This is a genomic window from Nocardia sp. JCM 34519.1 (assembly GCF_020361265.1).
Classification (GTDB): Bacteria; Actinomycetota; Actinomycetes; order Mycobacteriales; family Mycobacteriaceae; genus Nocardia; species Nocardia arthritidis_A.
Map to the genome: position 1 here is coordinate 230,261 of NZ_JAIRBR010000010.1, position 19,018 is coordinate 249,278.

Here is a 19,018-nt window from a genome sequence, read left to right on the forward strand (position 1 = left end):
GCGGAAGTGCCACCGCCCCAGCGGATTTCACCTGTTCGAGCGCTGACATCAAGTCCGGGACCAGGATCCGCCACGACACACCGTCGACCACCAGATGGTGCGCCACCACCACCAACCACCCCGGCACGCCGGCTCCGACCGGGTCCAGCCACACGAACCGCACCATCACCCCGCCGGTCGGATCCAACTGACCCAGGGCCGAATCCAGTTCCGTGACAGCGATTTCGGCCACCCGCGCCGTACCGCCGGTCGCAATATCCTGGTCGAGCACTCGGCGATGCAGCACCGCAGCCGGATCCACCTCTCCCGGCGGGGCGACCGTCAGCGACCATTCCCCGGACTCGTCGCGCCGCAACCTGGACCGCAACATGTCGTGGTGGTCGAGCACCGCGCCGATGGCCGCGACCAAACCCGGCTCGTCGACGTCGGCGGGCAGCCGGACCACGACGTGCTGATCGAATCGGTCGAAACCCTTGCCCCACTCCACCATCCACCGCGCCACCGGCAACAGCGGCATCTCTCCCACGCCACCGCCGGCCAACTCCGCCAAACCGCCGCCCTGGCCGTCGTCGAGTCGCGCACATGCCGCCAGCCGTGCCGGGGTCCGCTGCTCGAACACATCCCGCGGGCCGAATACCACGCCCGACGCCCGCGCCCGGGAAACAACCTGGATCGAAACGATCGAATCCCCACCCAGCGCGAAGAAGTCATCGTCCGCACCGACCCGCTGCACGCCGAGCACTTCCGCGAAAATCGCCGCGACGACCTCTTCGGCCGCCGTGGACGGCGCTCGGAACGCATGCGGGCTGAAGACCGGTTCCGGCAGCGCCCGGCGATCGACCTTGCCGCTACTGGTCAACGGGAACTCATCGAGCACCGTCACCACATCCGGCACCATGTATCCCGGCAGCCGCCTGCCGATCGATTGCCTGATCGCCTCCGGATCGACCGCATATCCCGCTTCTCGCCGGACATACGCCACCAAACGTACGGCGGCGTCGGGATTTTCACGCGTGACAACGATCGCCTGCTCGATACCCACGAGCTCGCACAGCGCGGCCTCGACCTCACCCAACTCCAACCGCTGGCCGCGCACCTTCACCTGGAAGTCGGACCGGCCGACGAACACCAGAACACCAGCGCTTGAACCGGTTTCGTCGACAACCCAACGCACCAGGTCCCCTGTTCGGTACAACCGACTTCCCGGCTCACCGAACGGATCGGCGACGAAGGTCGACGCCGTCAACCCGGCCCGGCCCCGATAGCACCGAGCCACACCGGAACCCGACACATACAGCTCGCCGATTACGCCCACCGGCACCGGACGCAACCACGCATCCAGAACCGCCACCGACATACCGCCGATACCCGAGCCGAGGTTCAGCGAATCACCGGCCCGCAGCTCACGGCTGATCATCATGATGATCGTGGCCTCGGTCGGACCATACGTGTTGAAAAACCTTCGCACACCGGCACTGTCGCTATGCGACCACCGGGTGACCAGCTGCGCGGAGTAGCGCTCGCCGCCGACCGTCAGCACGCGCAGCTCGTCCAGCCCTTCCGGATCCATCGATGACACCACCGACGGGGTCAGGAACGCGTGGCTGATCCGCCGCTCGCGCATCAGCTCGGCCAGCGGCTCTCCACCGTATACGTCCTCGGGCGCGATGATCATGGCGGCGCCCGCGGGTACGGCGAGCAGGATCTCGAGCATCGCGGCATCGAAAGTCCTTGCCGCGACGGACAATACACGCGAAGCGGCATCGACCGCGTAGTGCTGGATCTGCGCGGCGGCGACCGCGGCGAGTCCGGTGTGGGCGACCTCGACACCCTTCGGGCGTCCGGTCGAGCCCGACGTGTACACGATGTAGGCGGTATTGCTCGCCCGCAGTACTCCACGCCGATCCGCGTCGGCCACCGACGTTTTCGGGCACCTTCGGATTCGACTTGCCACGGCCGGGTCATCGATAATCTGCCACGACAGACCGTCCACCGGCAGTGTCGCGGCGTATCGATCGAGCGTAATCCCCGCTCGCACACCGGAATCGGCGCACATGAATTGGTTGCGATCGAGCGGATGCGCCGGATCGATGGACAGGAATCCGGCGCCGGTCTTGCTGACCGCCCACACCGCGAGCACCCATTCCAGCGATCGTGGGAGCGCGATGGCGAGGATCGACTCCGGTCGCGCCCCGCATCCGATCAGGAAGTGCGCCAGTCGATTCGACTGTTCATCGAGTTCGCGGTACGAGATGCGACGATCACCGTCGACGACGGCATCGCCATCCGGATTTGCCGTCACCGCCGCGGCCAACAAGACCGGCAGCGTCAATTCGCCCGCGCAGTCCGCGATGCCGAGAACGGTACGGTCGAAACCGCTGTCGCCACCCCAATCCGTGAGCAGCAGTCGCCGTTCTTCCGCCGACAGAATGTCGATGTCCCGCACCGGTACGGTGGGATCGCTGACGACGGCGCGCAGCACCTGTCGCAGGCGATCGGCGAATCCCGCGATCGTGCCCGGGTCGAAAAGGTCGGTGGCATAGCCGAGTTGGACCGGAATGGACCCGTCGCGATCAGGGGTGTCGGTCAGCGTGAGGGTCAGGTCGAACCGTTCGACGCCGGTATCGACGCCGGAGGGGGTCACGTCGACGCCGGGCAGTTCGATGCCGTCCGCGTCGAGGTTGTGGAATGCGAGCAGCACCTGGAACAGCGGATGATGCGCCTGGCTGCGCGGCGGATCCAGCGCCTCCACCACCTGCTCGAACGGAACCTCGGCATGTTCGAACGCGGCCAGGTCCACACCGCGTATCCGGCCGAGCAATTCGGCGAACGACACCGACTCGTCCACCCGCACGCGCAACACGACCGTATTCACGAACATGCCGACCAGCTCGTCCAGCACGGCCGATCCGCGACCCGATACCGGTGAACCCACCGCGATATCGCCGCTGCCGCAAAGGCGCGACAGCACCACCGTCAGGGCCGCGTGGAACACCATGAAGACGGTCGCCCCGTGGGACCGCGCCACCGCGTGCAGTCCGTCGACGACCGCCGGATCGAGTACGAAGCCAGAGGTCCCACCCTTGTGGGATGCGACAGCAGGCCGTGGCCGATCCGTCGGCAGCTCCAATACCTCGGGCAGATCGCGCAATTCGTCGGACCAGTACCGAAGCTGCCGGGACAGCGGCGAATCCGGGTCGTCCGGCGAGCCCAGCGATTCCCGCTGCCACAACGCGTAATCCGCGTACTGCAGCGGCAACGGCGCCCAATCGGGTTGCCGCCCAGTGCGCCTGGACGAGTACGCGGTTGCCAGGTCACGCGCCAGCGGACCCATCGAGAAGCCGTCCGCACCGATGTGATGCACCACCATCACCAGGACGAACTCATCGCGCCCCACGGACAAGAGCCGCACCCGCAACGGAACCCGCTGCGCCACATCGAATCCCACCCGCACTATGCCGGAAATCGCACTCGCCAGCTCGGTCTCGGCCACCGGCGCCGGACTCATGTCCACGTCGACCGCCTCGGCCAGTTCCTCGACCGGAATCACGGACTGGTACGGGACGCCGTCGATGTCCGGGTAGCGGGTACGCAGCACCTCGTGCCGGGCGAGGACATCCCACAGCGCCGCCGACAATGCCGCCACATCCAATCGGCCGGACAGCCGCAGCACCAACGGAATGCTGTAGGCGACCGATTCGGGCGCGAGCCGATTCACGAACCACATCCGCTGCTGCGCGAACGAAAGCGGCACCCGTTCGGGCCGCTCCCGGCGGCCCGGTATCGGGCCGTCGACCGCCGACCGCGCGGAAACCGCTCGCGCCGAGATCAATTCGGCGAGCTCGCGAACCACCGAGGCATCGAAGACGTCGCGCACCGCCACGGCGACGCCCGTCCCCTCGGCCAATCGGGCGGCAAGCCGCGTCGCCGACAACGAATTACCGCCCAGCGCGAAGAAATCGTCGTCGGCCCCGATCCGGTCCGCCCCGAGCACCTCGGCGAATACCGCCGCGACGCGCTCTTCCGACGGTGTCGACGGCGCACGATAATCCGCGCGCGCGAATACGGGCTCCGGGAGGGCCGCCCTGTCCACCTTTCCATTCACGGTCAGCGGCAATTCGTCGAGCACCAGCACCAGATCCGGCACCATGAACCCCGGCAGCCGCCGTCCCAGGGTCCGCCGCACCCGCACCGGGTCGGCGACACCGGTGACATAGGCAACCAGCCGTGCGCCCGAATCGGCCTCGTGCACAACGACAACGGCCTGCTCGATGCCGTCCAGCTCGCACAGTGCGGCCTCGACCTCACCCAATTCCAGCCGCTGGCCACGCACCTTCACCTGGAAGTCGGATCGGCCGACAAAGGTCAAAACCCCGTTGTCCGAACCGGTTTCGTCGAGATCCCAGCGAACGAGATCCCCGGTGCAGTACAACCGGCTCCCCGGCTGCCCGAACGGATCGGCGACGAACCGCGACGCGGTCAACCCCACCCGGCCCCGATAGCCCTGCGCCACACCGGGACCCGACACGTACAGCTCACCGGCCACACCCACCGGCACCGGACGCAACCACGCGTCCAGCACCACCGCCGACATACCGCCGATCACCGAACCCATGCTCACCGGTTCGCCGACGCGCAGCTCCGCACTGCCCGTCACCCAGATCGTCGCCTCGGCCGGGCCGTACAGGTTGTAGACCTTGCGCCGGCCCGCGATGTCCGTCCGCGACCAGCGCGATACCACGGCAGGTTGACAGGCCTCGCCCGCCGCGATCAGTGCTTCCAGATCGTCGAGCCCGACCGGATCCAATGCGGCAGCGACGGTCGGGGTGAGCACCGCGTGTGTGACCCGTTCGATCCGCATCAGCTCGGACAAGGGTTGCCCGCCATAAACTTCCGGTGGAGCGATCACCAGCGCCGCGCCGCCGGAGACCGCAAGCAGCAGCTCGAATACCGCCGCGTCGAAGGTGCGTGCCGCGACGCCGAGCACCCGCGAATCCGGGCCTACCCCGAAACGCGCTCGCTGAGCTTCGCATACGCCCGCCAGCCCGGCGTTGGTGACCTCGACGCCCTTCGGACGTCCGGTAGAGCCCGAGGTGTAGACGACGTATGCCGTACTGCCGACCAGTAATTCGCCACATCGTTCGGCATCGGTCACCGGTGTCTGCGAGCACTCTTCAAGCCGTGCCGCCACCGTGGGATCGTCCAGTAGCAGCCACGAAACCTCATCCCGCGGCAGTGCCTGCGCGTAGCGGCCAAGCGTAATACCAATCCGCACAGCGGAATCCGTGCACATGAAATTGTTGCGCGCCAGCGGATGTCCGGGATCGAGGGACAGAAATCCCGCCCCGGTCTCGGCGATCGCCCAGACTGCCGTCACCCATTCCAACGAGCGCGGCATCCCCACCGCCACCACGGACCCCGGACCGACGCCGTACTCGATCAGCAACCGCGCCAGGCGGTTCGACCGCTCAGACAACTCCGCGTAGGAGATGCGGCAATCGCCATCCACCACCGCGCATCCGGCCGGGTTGGCCGCCACCGCCTCGGCCAACAAGGCAGGCAATGTCGTGGCCGCGATGTCCGCGCTGCCGCCGCCCCAGCGCAGCAGCCGTTCCCGCTCCGATTTCGGCAGGGTTTCGATCGCACGCACTTGGATGCCCGGATCGACGGTGATGGCGCACAACACCTCTCGCAGTCGTTGCGCCAGCATCGCGACCGTGGCCGCCGCGAATGCCTCGGTCCGGTATTGGAGCCGGACTCGCAGGCCGTCCTGCACGGTGACGCTACAGGTCAAGGGGTAGTGCGTGGAATCGGTGGCGGCGACTCCGGCGACCGCGAGATCTCCTTCCTCGGTGAGCCGCCGAATGCCTTGCATATCAACGGGATAGGACTCCAGCACCATCACGGTGTCGAAAAGGCTGTCGTAGCCGGTGAGCTCGTGGATATCGGTCAGGCCGATGTGATGGTGGTCGAGCAGCGCGGCCTGCTCGTGCTGTATCCGGGTCCACAGGCCGGCGACGGTCTCGGTGGGATCCAGGCGGATCCGAGTCGGAATCGTGTTGATGAACAGGCCGATGGTGCGCTCGGCGGCGGGCAATTCGGCCGGACGCCCCGACACCGTGGTACCGAAGACGATATCCGTGCGCCCGCTCAGCTGCGCCACCATCATCGCCCACACCGATTGCACGACGGTGTTCACCGTCACCCCGGCCGCGGCGGCCGTCGCCGCGAGTTCCCTGGCGCCGGTCTCGTCGACCGTTATCCATTCGTCCGCGACGGCACCGGCGCCGGAGTTGCCCGCGACCAGTGTCGGTTCGGCGCCGTCCAATGCGGCCGACCATGCCGCGAGCGCCGCGTCGTGATCCCGAGTAGCCAACCACTCCAGGAAGTCTCGATACGAGCCCGGGGCCGGGATACTGTCGTCGCCCGCGTAGTCGGCGAACAGTTCGGTGATCAGCAGCGGGTACGACCAGCCGTCGAGGATGACGTGGTGGTTGGTCAGGATCACCGCCCATCGATCGGCGCTCAGCCGGGCCACCGTGAAGCGCAGCAGCGGCGGCACTTCCGGATCGAACCGGTGCGCCTTCACTGCGGCGGCCTCTTCCGCCAATCCTGCTTCGGGATCGGGGTGATCCGTGAGATCTATTACCTGCCAGGGCAATTCGATGTCATCGCAGACGAGTGCGACGCGTTGCCCGGTACCGGTGGTGGTGAATGCGGTCCGCAAGCTCGCATGCCGATCCAGAAGGGCGCGTGCGGCCGCGTGCAAGCGGTCGACGTCCAGCCTGCCCGCCAAACGCAGGATCAGTTGCGCGACATAGGCGTCCGGCTCGGTGGCGGCGGTCAGCTCGGTGTGGAAGAGCAGCCCGGCCTGCAACGGTGTCACCGGCCATACGTCGCGCAATGACGGGTGGGCGCGGTCGAGCGCGGCGACTTCCGATTGGTCCAGCTCGACGAGCCGGAAATCGGACGGGGAGTGGATTCCGGCGGGGGCGGTTTCCGCATGCTCGGCGATCGCGGTCAACACCTGCGACCACAGTTGCGCCAACTCGTCGATCTCGTTGGCGTCCAACAGCGTACGCGGGAACCGGAAATCGGCGCGCAAGCGGTCCTCGATGACGATCGCACTCACATCCACCGCGATGGTCACCGGCATCTCTGGGTCGGCGGTGACATTCAGGTCACCCAATCCGCCGTCGATTCCGTCGCGGAAGGCGTTGTCCCCGTTGCCGATCTGGCCGAGGTAGTTGAACCCGATGCGCCCGGGCATCCGGGCGGGCAACAGATCCGCGGTTTCCGGGTTCAGATACCGCAGCATCCCGTAACCGATGCCCTTGTCCGGAATCGAGCGCAGCGTCTCCTTCACCGACATCACCGCCGCCACAACCGCATCCCCACCGGCGGTCACATCTCCCGGATCGATATCGGTCAGGTCGAAGCGCACCGGGAACATCGAGGTGAACCAACCCACCGTCCGCGACAGATCTGCACCGGCAAGCACCTGCTCCTCACGACCATGCCCCTCCAACCGAACCAACACCGACGGCTCGCCGATCCCCTGCCGCTCACGCCAAATCCGAACCGCCACAATCAAACCCGCAAGCAGCCCATCGTTCACGCCACCGTGGAACACCGCCGGAACCCGGGTGAGCAACGATCGCGTCACCGATTCCGGCAGTTCGACCCGCACCCGATCCAGCGTCGCCGCCGTATCGATCGCCGAATCCAACTCCCGCCCGCCCAACACCGGGTCGGCACCCGACACCATCGACTGCCACAACCCCAACTCCGCAACGCGAGTCGGCTCCCCGGCGGCGGCGACCAGCCCGTGCGCCCAGCGCCGCACAGACGTCCCGACCGGCTCGAGCACCGGAACCCCGCCCGCCCGTGCCTGTTCCAACGCCGACATCAAATCCGGCACCAGCACCCGCCACGACACACCGTCGACCACCAGATGGTGCGCCACCACCAGCAACCACCCCGGCACACCAGCCTCGACCGGATCCAGCCACACGAACCGCACCATCACCCCACCGGTCGGATCCAACCGGCTCAGCGCCGAATCCAACTCCGCGGCAGCGATATCCGTCACCACGGCAAGACCGGCCCCGGATTCGATATCAGCACCCGCATCGATCGCGCGTCGGCGCAGCGCCCCACCCGCGCCGGTGTCAGCCGAATCCGATACCTCCCGCCGCATCAGGGCAGCGACCTCGTCCGCCGGGGCAACCACCAGCGACCATTCCCCGGAATCGCTGCGCCGCAACCGAGAACGCAATATGTCATGACGCGCCAGCACCGCGCCTACGGCCGCGGCCAAATCCGCCGCATCTACACCATTCGGCAGCCGCAGCACCACGTGCTGATCGAACCGATCGAAACCCTTCCCCCACTCCACCATCCACCGCGCCACCGGCAACAGCGGCATCTCCCCCACACCGCCACCGGCGAATTCCATCAAACCGCCGGACCCGTCGGCCGACCGCGCATGCGCCGCCAACCGGGCCGGGGTCCGCTGCTCGAACACATCTCGAGGACCGAATACCACCCCCAGCACCCGCGCCTTCGAACAAACCTGGATCGAAACGATCGAATCTCCGCCCAGCGCAAAGAAATCGTCGTCGACACCGACCCGCTCCACCCCGAGCACCTCGGCGAAAACTCCGGCGACGATCTCCTCCGCCGGATTGGTCGGCGCGCGAAACGCCCGCGGGGCCACCACCGGTTCCGGCAATGCCCGACGATCGACCTTGCCGCTACTGGTCAACGGCAATTCGTCGAGCACCGTCACCGTGTCGGGCACCAGGTAACCCGGTAACCGTTCACCCATTGATTCCCGTACGACCGCCGGATCGATCACGAACCCTGCTCGGGCAACGACATAGGCGGCGAGCCGCGAACCGGCGCGTTCGCCCGATGTCTGTAAGACCACGACGGCCTCGGCGATACCTTCCGTCGCGCAGAGCGCGGCCTCGACCTCGCCCAACTCCAACCGCTGCCCGCGCACCTTCACCTGGAAGTCGGATCGGCCGACGAATTCCAAACATATTGCACCCGAGCCGGATTCGTCGACAGACTGCCGCACGAGATCGCCGGTCCGGTACAGCCTGTTCCCCGGCTCACCGAACGGATCCGCGACGAACCGCGACGCCGTCACCCCCGCCCGGCCCCGATAACCCCGCGCCACACCGGAACCCGATACATACAGCTCGCCGACCACACCGGTAGGCACCGGGCGCAGCCACGCGTCCAACACCACCACGGACATCCGCGCGATCGGACCACCGATCCGCACCGGTCGACCGGTGACCAGCTCGCTACCCGTCACCCAGATGGTGGTCTCGGCCGGACCGTACAAATTGTGCACCCGACGCACACCCGCACAATCCGTACCCGCCCACCGCGACACCACCTGCGACGAACACCGATCACCACCGGTCAACACCACCCGCACATCATCCAAACCCACCGGATCCACCGTCATCGCCACCGCAGGAGTCAAAAACGCATGCGTAATATGCCGGTCGCGCAGCAACTCCCAAAGCGGCTGTCCCCCATACACATCCCGGGGAGCCAACACCAAAGCGCCACCACCCGAGACAGCCAGCAACAATTCCAGGATCGCCGCATCGAAGGTTCGCGCCGCGACACCGAGCACCCGTGAATCGGTATCGACAGCGCACCGGCGCACGTGATCGGCGACCACAGCGGCCAGCCCGGCATGCGTCACCGCAACACCCTTCGGCTGCCCGGTCGAACCCGATGTATAGATCACATAGGCCGTATTCGTCGGCCGCACTACCCCGCATCGCTGAGAGTCGGTGACCGCGTCACCCGGGCACAGTTCGAGCTCCGCCGTGATGATCGGATCGTCCAGCGCCAGCCAAACGATGCCGTCCCCGGGTAACGAGGCGCCATCCTGCCGCGTCGTAATGCCCACCCGCACACCGGAATCCGCGCAGACGAAAGCATTGCGCTCGGCCGGATGGTCCGGGTCCACCGAGACGAACGCCGCACCCGTCTTCGCGATCGCCCACACCCCGAGAACCCATTCCAGCGACCGGCCCGATCCGATCGCCACCACGGACTCCGGACCTATCCCCCTGCCGATCAGCAACCGCGCCAACCGATTCGAGGACTCGTCCAACTCCCGATACGAGAGCCACCTGTCCCCGTCCACCACCGCGACGGCATCCGGATCCAGCGCGGCCAGCAAGTCCGGCAGCATCCGATAACCGTCGATGACAGGGAGTTCCACGGTTCCGCTGCTGCACCACTCGCACACCAGCCGATGCCGCTCCATCGGGGACAGGACGTCGATTTCGCGCACCGGGATCGTCGGATCGGCGGTGACCGTCCGAAGTACCTGTCGCAGGCGTTCGGCGAGCACCTCGATCGTGTCCGGGTCGTAAAGGTCCGTGGCATAACCGAGTTCGACCGGTATGGCGCCGTCGCCATCAGGTGCGTCGGTGAGCGTGAACGTCAAATCGAAACGCTCGACGCCGGTTTCGGCGCCGGACGCGGTCGCCACGACACCGGGCAGATCCAGCCTCGCCTGATCCAGATTGTGGAAGCCGAGCATCACCTGGAACAGCGGATGGTGCGCCTGGCTGCGCGGCGGATCCAGCGCCTCCACCACCTGCTCGAACGGCACCTCCGCGTGCGCGAAAGCATCCAGGTCCACGCCGCGGACCTCCGACAGCAGTTCGGCGAACGGCACCGACTCGTCCACCCGGACGCGCAACACCACGGTGTTCACGAACATGCCGACCATATCGTCGAGTTCCGCCGCGCCGCGGCCGGATACCGGCGAACCCACCGCGATATCGGCGCTGCCCGACAGCCGCGACAGCACGATCGCCAAGGCCGCGTGGAACACCATGAACACCGTGACGCCGCGCGCGTGCGCCAGCGCCCGCAGTCGGTGCACCACCGCGGGTTCCACGACGAAATCGAAGGTCGCACCCCGATGCGATGCCACCGGCGGACGCGGCCGATCGGTCGGCAGCTCCAAAACCTCTGGCAGCTCGTGTAATTGGCCGACCCAGTAGCGTAACTGACGGGAGAGCAGCGAATCCGCGTCCGCCGCCGAGCCCAGCAGCTCCCGCTGCCACAGCGCGTAATCGGCGTATTGCACCGGCAGCGGCTTCCAATCGGGCTGCCGCCCAACGGCCCTCGCCGTATACGCCGCCCCGAGATCGCGCGTCAGCGGACCCATGGAGAATCCGTCGGCGTTGATGTGGTGCAGCACCATCACCAGGACGAACTCGTCGGGTCCCGCTGCGAAGAGCCGCACCCGCAACGGAACCCGCTGCGCCACATCGAAACCCGCCGACACCACATCGGCGATCGCATCCGGCAGGTCGGCTGCGGCCACCGGCACCGCGGTCAGATCCACCTCCGCCACCGACGCCAATTCCTCGACCGGCACGATGACCTGGTATGGAATCCCGTCCGCATCCGGGTACCGGGTGCGCAGAACCTCGTGCCGGACAAGCACATCCCACACCGCCGCCGCCAGCGCGGGCACCCGCACCGCACCCGACAGCCGGACGACGATCGGAATGCTGTAGGCCACCGATTCCGGCGCGAACCGGTTCACGAACCACATCCGCTGCTGCGCATAGGACAGCGGCACCTGCTCGGGACGCGGTCGGGCGGTCAGGCGCGGCCCGTCGGATGTCAGCGGCGAATTCGCCATCCGAGCCGCGAGTAATCCGGCGAGTTCGGCGACCACCGAGGTATCGAATACGTCGCGCACCGCGACCGCGACGCCCGCGGCGTCGGACAGCCGCGCCGACAGCCGGGTCGCGGACAGCGAATTCCCGCCCAGCGCAAAGAAATCCTCGTCGACGCCGACCCTGTCGACCCCGAGCACCTCGCCGAACACCGTCGCGACCAGCTCCTCCAGCGGCGTCGACGGCGCCCGGTAGTACGCGCGCGCCGCCGTAGGCTCCGGCAGCGCGGCCTTGTCGACCTTGCCGTTCACCGTCAACGGCAGGCGATCCAGCGCCATCATCACGTCGGGCACCATGTATCCGGGCAGCCGGTCACCGAGCCGGTCGCGGATCAACCTGCCCAAAGATGCCGGGCCACACCATTTCTCGTCCACCCGCAGCAGCTCGGCGCGTTCCTCGCCGAGACTCGGCTCGGCGCAGGCACGGATGGCGTAGACGATATGCAGATCGGTTCCGACGACATTCGGCGAAACGCGTGCCGCCACCTCGAATCCGTGTTCGCACAACAGCTTTTCGACACACGCCAACCGGTCCTCGACATCGTGAACCTCGAGCACCATCCGATCGATCAACGACCAATGACACGGCTCGATACCACGCAACGCATCCAACTCACTACCCTCCACATCGATCTTCAGCAGATCAATGTGATCGATCCCGTATTCGCGGATGATCTGTGACAGGGTGCGGATGGTGACGTCGACCTGCTCGAATTCGAGCCGGTCCGCGATCAGCTGGTCGACATAACTGTCCCCCAGATCGCGGCTCTCCGCCTCGAATTCGTGGTGGATGAAGGATTCCAGGATCTCGTGCTGCACCCTGCTGTCGGTCCCGCGACCGGACAGCACCGACATCTCCGGATAGTAGGTGAAGGTATCGGTCGTCGATTCCGCGCCGATCCCGTACGGCACCAAAGTCGCGTCCAGACCGTGCAACGCCGAATTGGCCGCATACATCCGCCGCAGCTCCGGCATCGGCTCCACGGCAATGATTTTCACGGCCGGCGACATCCGCTTCGCATAGATCGAGAACATCCCGATGTGCGAACCGACGTCCACCACACAGCCGGTCTTCGGCACCGTCACACCGGCGTGGCAGTACTCCGCGGTCTCGAAGATCTCCTCGTACAGGAATTCGACATTCGACCGGTTACGGCCGACCACCGGCATACCGTTCGGCAGCTCGTGCAACTCGTGTGCCTCGATCACGCCAGCACGCTGTAATTCAAGGCATTTCGCGGCAACGGGCGCGTAGCGCGTATCCGGTACGAAGTAGGCCACCAGCTGTTTGGCCGGTGCCGCGTCCGGTGTGACAGGTGCGGTGGTGTGGGTGGTGACCACGGCTTGGGCCACCGCGTCCTGTGCCGCGAGGACCGCCTCGATCTCGCCGAGTTCGATACGGTACCCACGGATTTTGACCTGCTCGTCAATGCGGCCGACGTATTCCAGCACACCGTCTTGCGACCACCGGACCACGTCGCCACTGCGATACAACCGCCCACCGGCGGGATCGAATGGATCGGCGACGAAACGCGACGCCGTCAGACCGGGCCGACCCAAATATCCCCGCGCCACTTGAACACCGGCGACATACAGCTCGCCCGCGACACCATCCGGCACCGGGCGCAGCCACGAATCCAACACGTACACACACAAATTCGCCAACGGCACACCGATCGGGCTCACACCGACCTCGCCGGACCACTCCGCGAGCACCTGCTTCGTCACATGCACGGTGGTCTCGGTAATGCCGTACATATTCACCAGCATCGGACCTTCGGCCGACCGCCAACGCTGTAATCGGCTGGGATCCAACGCCTCACCGCCGAACACCACCATCCGCAACGCCGACTCCGCAGCATCACACCCGGACTCCAGCAATGCGTAGAACGCCGACGGTGTCTGATTCAGAATCGTCACCCGTTCCGAGACGACCAAACCCCACAACTCCGCAGGTGAATACGCCACCTCACGCGGCACCACCACCACACGACCACCGTGCAGCAGCGCACCCCAGATCTCCCACACCGAAAAATCGAACGCCTGCGAATGACACCACGCCCACACATCATCCGAACCGAACCCACACCACACTTGCGCCCCACCGAACAGCGACACCGCATTCGCATGAGTAACCGCAACACCCTTAGGATTACCCGTCGTACCCGACGTATAGATCACATACGCCACGTTCTCCGGACACAACCCGCCCGAATCGACATACCCATCCGCCGTATCCGGCAACTGATCGATACGCAGACACGGAACATCAACGGCCCGAACGAGATCGGCGGTGGTGTCGTCCACAAGGACCAACTCGGGCGCGGCGTCGGTGAGGATATAACCGACCCGCTCCGGCGGCGACGCCGGATCCAACGGCAGATAGGCGGCGCCGCTTCGAAGTATCGCGAGCATCGCCGTGATCAGCGGTATGTCCTTCGGAAGTGCAACGGCGACAATGCTTTCCGGGCCCGCCCCGTATGATCGAAGCACTGCGGCCAAACGATCCGCGTCGGCATCGAGCTCACGATAGGTCACCCGCCGCGCACCCGCGACGACGGCGATCGCATCGGGTGTGTCAGCGACCTGCCGATCGAACAGATCGACAAGGGTCGCACCGGAATCGATCGGGACGGCGGTGTCGTTCCGTTCCCGCAGCAGACGCGAGCGTTCATCGTCGGCGAGCAGTTCGATATCACGCAACCGCGTCGCGGGCTCGGTCACGACGGCCCGCAGGAATTCGTGGAAGAACCGGAGGAACCGGCGGTGATGGGCGGCGAGTTCTTCCGGCGTATACAGGTTGTGGTTGGCGACGAAATCCAGCCTGGTGTGGCCGGAGCGCGCGCCGGAGTAGACGCTCACCGACAGATCCGCGACCAATCCCGGTGTCAGCACCTGGAATTCGCCGACGATCGGGCCGAGGGCGATCCGCGTATCGACCATCATCAGATCCACGTATGGCCCGAAAACCTGTGTCTGGGATACGCTTTGGCCCATATCCCGGAACATGTCCTCTTGCCGGTAGCGCTGCCTGCGGAGTACCTCTATCAGCTGCCGCTGCACCGCCGCGATCAGTTCGCCCGCGGTATCGGTCGGGGCGGTGGTGATCCGGAACGGGACGGTGTTCGCCAGCATGCCGCCGGAACGCAGCGCGGCCGCGGTGACCCGGGCGGAGACGGGCAGGCTGAGTACGACGTCGTCGCCGCCGGTCATGCGGCCGAGGAAGATTCCGAATGCCGCCAGAATCGGCACCGCGGGATTCGTCGATGTCGCTTTGACCGCGGCGTCGAGCAATTCGCAAGTCTCCGGCGGAAATACACCGCTCACCGAAATCGGGTGCGCGTCGGCCTGTGCGTCGCGTCCGGCCAGGCTCACCGGCGCGGGCACATCCGCCAATCGGCGCGACCAGAATTCGCGATCGGATTCGAAGCGTTCGGAGGCGCGATATTGGGCGTCCGCGGCGACCAGATCGGCCAGGGCTTGAATTTTCGCCGCCGCCGGTTCTCTGCCCTCGAATGCGGCGGTGTACAGCTCGCCGACCCGATTCAACAGGGAAATCGCGGCGAGCCCATCCAATGCGATGTGATGGGCGCGCACATACCAGAACCAGCGCCGCTCATCCACCCGCAACACCGCGGTGGCGATCAGCCGATCCCGATGCAGATCCACCGGTCTGCTGTATTCCGCGCGCATCCATTCATGCGCCGCGGCGACCGGATCCGCCGCCGAGCGCATATCCAGGCACCGGAGCGGCTCGTCCAACGGACGGTCCACCACCTGCCGCACCGCGCCGTCCACCTCGATCAGGCGCAGCCGCCCGGCCCCGAACTCGCCGGCCACCCGCCAGAACGATTCGGTGAGCAACTCGACATCCAGATCGCCGCGCAGATCGATACACAGCGCATTGGTGATCGGCGTCGAACCGGCCAGTTGTTGTGCGAACCAAATTCCCTGTTGAGCTGCCGAAAGCGGAAAGGGAACGGTCAATTCGGCTCCTGCGGCTAGAGGCTGGTGGAATTTACGATGCGGAGCGGGACATATTTTCCAGCGCGGCCAGCGAATCGAGCCCGGCGAGCACCTCGGCGCTGGGGATGCCGAAATCGATCAGGCAGGCGATCTCGTCGACACCGATCTCCCGCAGGCGCGCGACCATCGATAACGTGGAATCCGGCGTGCCGAACAGGCCGTTGCTCCGGTAGTAGCGCTCGAATGCGAAATCCAGCACCTTGGCGCGCGATTTCTCGTCCAGGCTGTCCAGCGCGGCGGAGCCCCGCCGCCACAGGTCGACCGAATCCTCGAGATAACTCTTGAACGGTCCTTCGACCGCGCGCCGCACCGAATCGGAGTTCTCGCCGACAAAGGTGTGCAGCATGACCGTGACGGTGCCATCGCCGTCACCGTGCCCGGCCCGGGCCGCGCGATATGCCGCGATCTTGTCCGCCAACTCGTCCACCTCTTGAAACAGCAGTGCGGTAAGCACATTCACGCCGAGCGCGCCCGCCATCTCGAAACGTTCGATGCCGCCACTGCAGGTGAGCCAGGTGGGCAGGGCCGGTTGGACCGGTGCCGGGAATATCCGCACCGAGCGCTGCTCACCCATTCCGTTCGGCAGCGAAATCGGCTCTCCCCGCCACAGCCGCCGCACGGTATCGATACCCGACCGGGTTATCTCGACCCGGTCGGCATAGTTGTGGCCGGCGAGCACGAAATCGTCGGCATTCCAGCCGGTGGCGAATGCCACGTCGACGCGGCCGTCGGACAGGTTGTCGACCACCGACCAGTCCTCGGCGACGCGCACCGGATTATGCAGGGGCAGAACAACACTGCCCGCCCGGATGCGGATCCGCCGGGTACTCGCCGCCAGCGCGGCGCCGAGTACCGCCGGATTCGGGTACAGCCCGCCGAATTTGTGGAAATGCCGCTCCGGCACCCAGATGGCCTTGAATCCGTTGGCATCGGCGAAGCGGGCGCTTTCCAGCAGCAGTCGGTAGCGTTCTTCGGAATTCTGCTGTGCGTCGCTGGAGAAGAACAGCAAACTGAAATCCATTGGCCGCCGGGACGACTCGGAATCGGCGCCGTTGCCCGCCCCGGCCAGTTCGGCGACATCGGCGAGGCTGAGGCCGTCGAAGATCTGTTCCGCGGTGATCTCCGTGCCGTACTGATCCTCCAGAATGGTCATCAACTCGGCCGCTTTCACCGAATCGAGGCCGAGCGAGGTGAGCGGTGAGTGAGGGTCCACCGATTCGCGTTCCAGTCGCGCGGTGGCCCACTCGACGAAGTATTCCAGAACCGCGGGACGGGTCGTGGTTTCGGTCATATCGCGCTCTCCTCCAATGCCGCCGCTGACGAATATTCCGCACGCAAACGTTGCCGCTGAATTTTTCCGCTGGTTGTCTTCGGTACCTCACCTTTACCGACGAATACGACCCGATGTAGGCCGATCGCATGCTCGCGGCTGACGATGTCGCGAATCGAACCCGCCAATTCCGCCGCGCCGTCGTCGTCCAGCGGAGCATCGAGTTCCTGCACGACCATCACCCGGTCCTCGTTATCGATATTCGCCGCGAATACGGCACAGCCACCGGGCCGCAACATCGGATGGCCCGCCAGGATCGTCCGCTCGATATCCTGCGGGAATACATTGCGGCCGTGCACGATCATCAACTCCTTGATGCGCCCGGATATGTACAGCTCGCCGCCGCATACGAAGCCGAGATCGCCGGTCCGGAGATATTCGCACCCGTCCGCGCCGGCGATCCGCGCCGCGAAAACTCGCTCGGTCTCGTCGGGTTTGTTCCAGTATCCGGCGGCGATACTTTCGCCGCGCAGCCATATTTCGCCGACCCGGTTCTCCGCGCACCGCGTCCTGGTGTCCCGGTCGACGATGGCGATATGTTCCGGATCGGCGGGACCCATGCCGAGTAACTCTCGGCCGCACGGGTTTTCGGTCGCGACGCCGTGTTCGATATCCTCGGTCGAGAAGTATCGCGAGCGCGCGCCCGAATGCAGCGGTCCACCGCTGACGTACAGGGTGGATTCGGCCAATCCGTAACAGGGCACGAAGCTTTCCGCGCGAAATCCGCTCACCGCGAAGGTTTCCGCGAATTTCCGCAGCGTATTCGGATCCACCGGTTCGGCGCCGACGAATGCGGCGGTCCAGCCGCTGAGATCGAGCCGCGCCGCATCGGCCTGGGATACCCGCTTCACACAGAGGCCGTACGCCAGATTCGGGCCGCCCGCCATGACGTTGCCGCTCTCGGATATCGCGCGCAGCCAGGTGAGCGGGTCGCGCAGGAAGGTCATGGGCGCCATGAGGGTGCCGGGAATTCCGGCGAACATCGGCAGCAGTATTCCCTGTATGAGACCCATATCGTGATAAGGCGGCAGCCAGGAGACGGTGGAACTGTTCCTGGTGAGCTCGAAATTCCGCTCCATCAAACCGAGGTTGTGGATCAGATTCCGATGCAGTACCGCAACGCCTTTGGGGGCTCCGGTCGAACCCGAGGTGTATTGGAGGAAGGCGATATCGTCCGGCTCGGCCGGCGATTCGAGGCTCGTGCCATAGTCCGGCTCCGGCCTGACCGAACTGCTATCGATAACGCGAATATCGGCACCGAGCAGACCATTGTCCACGGGCACCGCCGCCAGCGGCACGATGGCCGCCGCCACACCGCTGTCCCGGATAATCGCCGCCAGGGTGGCCCGCTGATGTGCGGTGAACGGAAGGTGCGCGGGAACCGCGATACGCCTGGCCGTCAAGCAGGCGAAAAACGCCTCGACGAATTCGGGGCCGGGCGGGCAGAGCAGTACGATGCGATCGCCGGGCGCGGTGACTTCCCGTACCCGCTGCGCCAAGGCGGCCACCCGGTCCCACAGGTGGCGATAATCGACCTCCCGCTTCTCCTCCCGGTGGCCTGCGAATACATATGCGGTCCGGAGCGGGGTCTGCCGCGCGCGCAGTGACAGGATATCCACCAGCGTGCGTGGGCCATACGCAGATTCTTCGTCGACCATTGATACCTCCGCATCGGAAAAAGACAGAGCAAATCCGGTGTGCGAAAACGATTCTCGGCGATACGCCGATACAAACGGCCACAAACCGGTCGGTCAGTTCCGCCGCACGCGGCCGTCAGAAAGCTACGATCTCGGTAGGCAATGCCGGGGGCGGGTACCGCATTCCGTCGACGACCACCCCGACGAATAGACCGATTCCGCTACGGTCGGCGCCTTCCTTCCCGTTACCCGCATGCGCCTGGCTCCTCCCGGATCCTCGGCCGCCTC

At 66.0% G+C, this 19,018-nt stretch carries 3 protein-coding genes (1 of these 3 only partly in view); all 3 read right to left on the reverse strand.

Annotation, left to right across the window (positions count from 1 at the left end):
- Tightly spaced (at most 31 nt apart), the 3 genes in view from LGY53_RS24720 to LGY53_RS24730 form a layout consistent with a single transcriptional unit that may run on beyond the window.
- Positions 1-15,724: the 5' portion of a non-ribosomal peptide synthase/polyketide synthase gene (locus LGY53_RS24720; protein ID WP_225729083.1), read on the reverse strand. Its footprint begins 13,505 nt before the window's first position; 15,724 of the gene's 29,229 nt are visible here — the first part of the coding sequence; its start codon is at positions 15,722-15,724; the stop codon falls past the left edge of the window.
- 31 nt (positions 15,725-15,755) lie between these two features.
- On the reverse strand, positions 15,756-17,054 hold the full coding sequence (locus tag LGY53_RS24725; RefSeq protein ID WP_225729084.1) for a MupA/Atu3671 family FMN-dependent luciferase-like monooxygenase: 1,299 nt from the start codon (positions 17,052-17,054) through the stop codon (positions 15,756-15,758).
- Complete coding sequence (locus tag LGY53_RS24730; protein ID WP_225729085.1) at positions 17,051-18,751, reverse strand: fatty acyl-AMP ligase; 1,701 nt, start codon at positions 18,749-18,751, stop codon at positions 17,051-17,053. Before LGY53_RS24730 ends, LGY53_RS24725 begins: the two co-directional genes overlap by 4 nt.
- Positions 18,752-19,018 lie beyond the last annotated feature (267 nt).

Excerpts from the sequence above, each read along its gene's own strand:
- LGY53_RS24730 (WP_225729085.1), bottom strand. The coding sequence starts at position 18,751 with ATGGTCGACGAAGAATCTGCGTATGGCCCACGCACGCTGGTGGATATC.
- LGY53_RS24725 (WP_225729084.1), bottom strand. The coding sequence starts at position 17,054 with ATGACCGAAACCACGACCCGTCCCGCGGTTCTGGAATACTTCGTCGAG.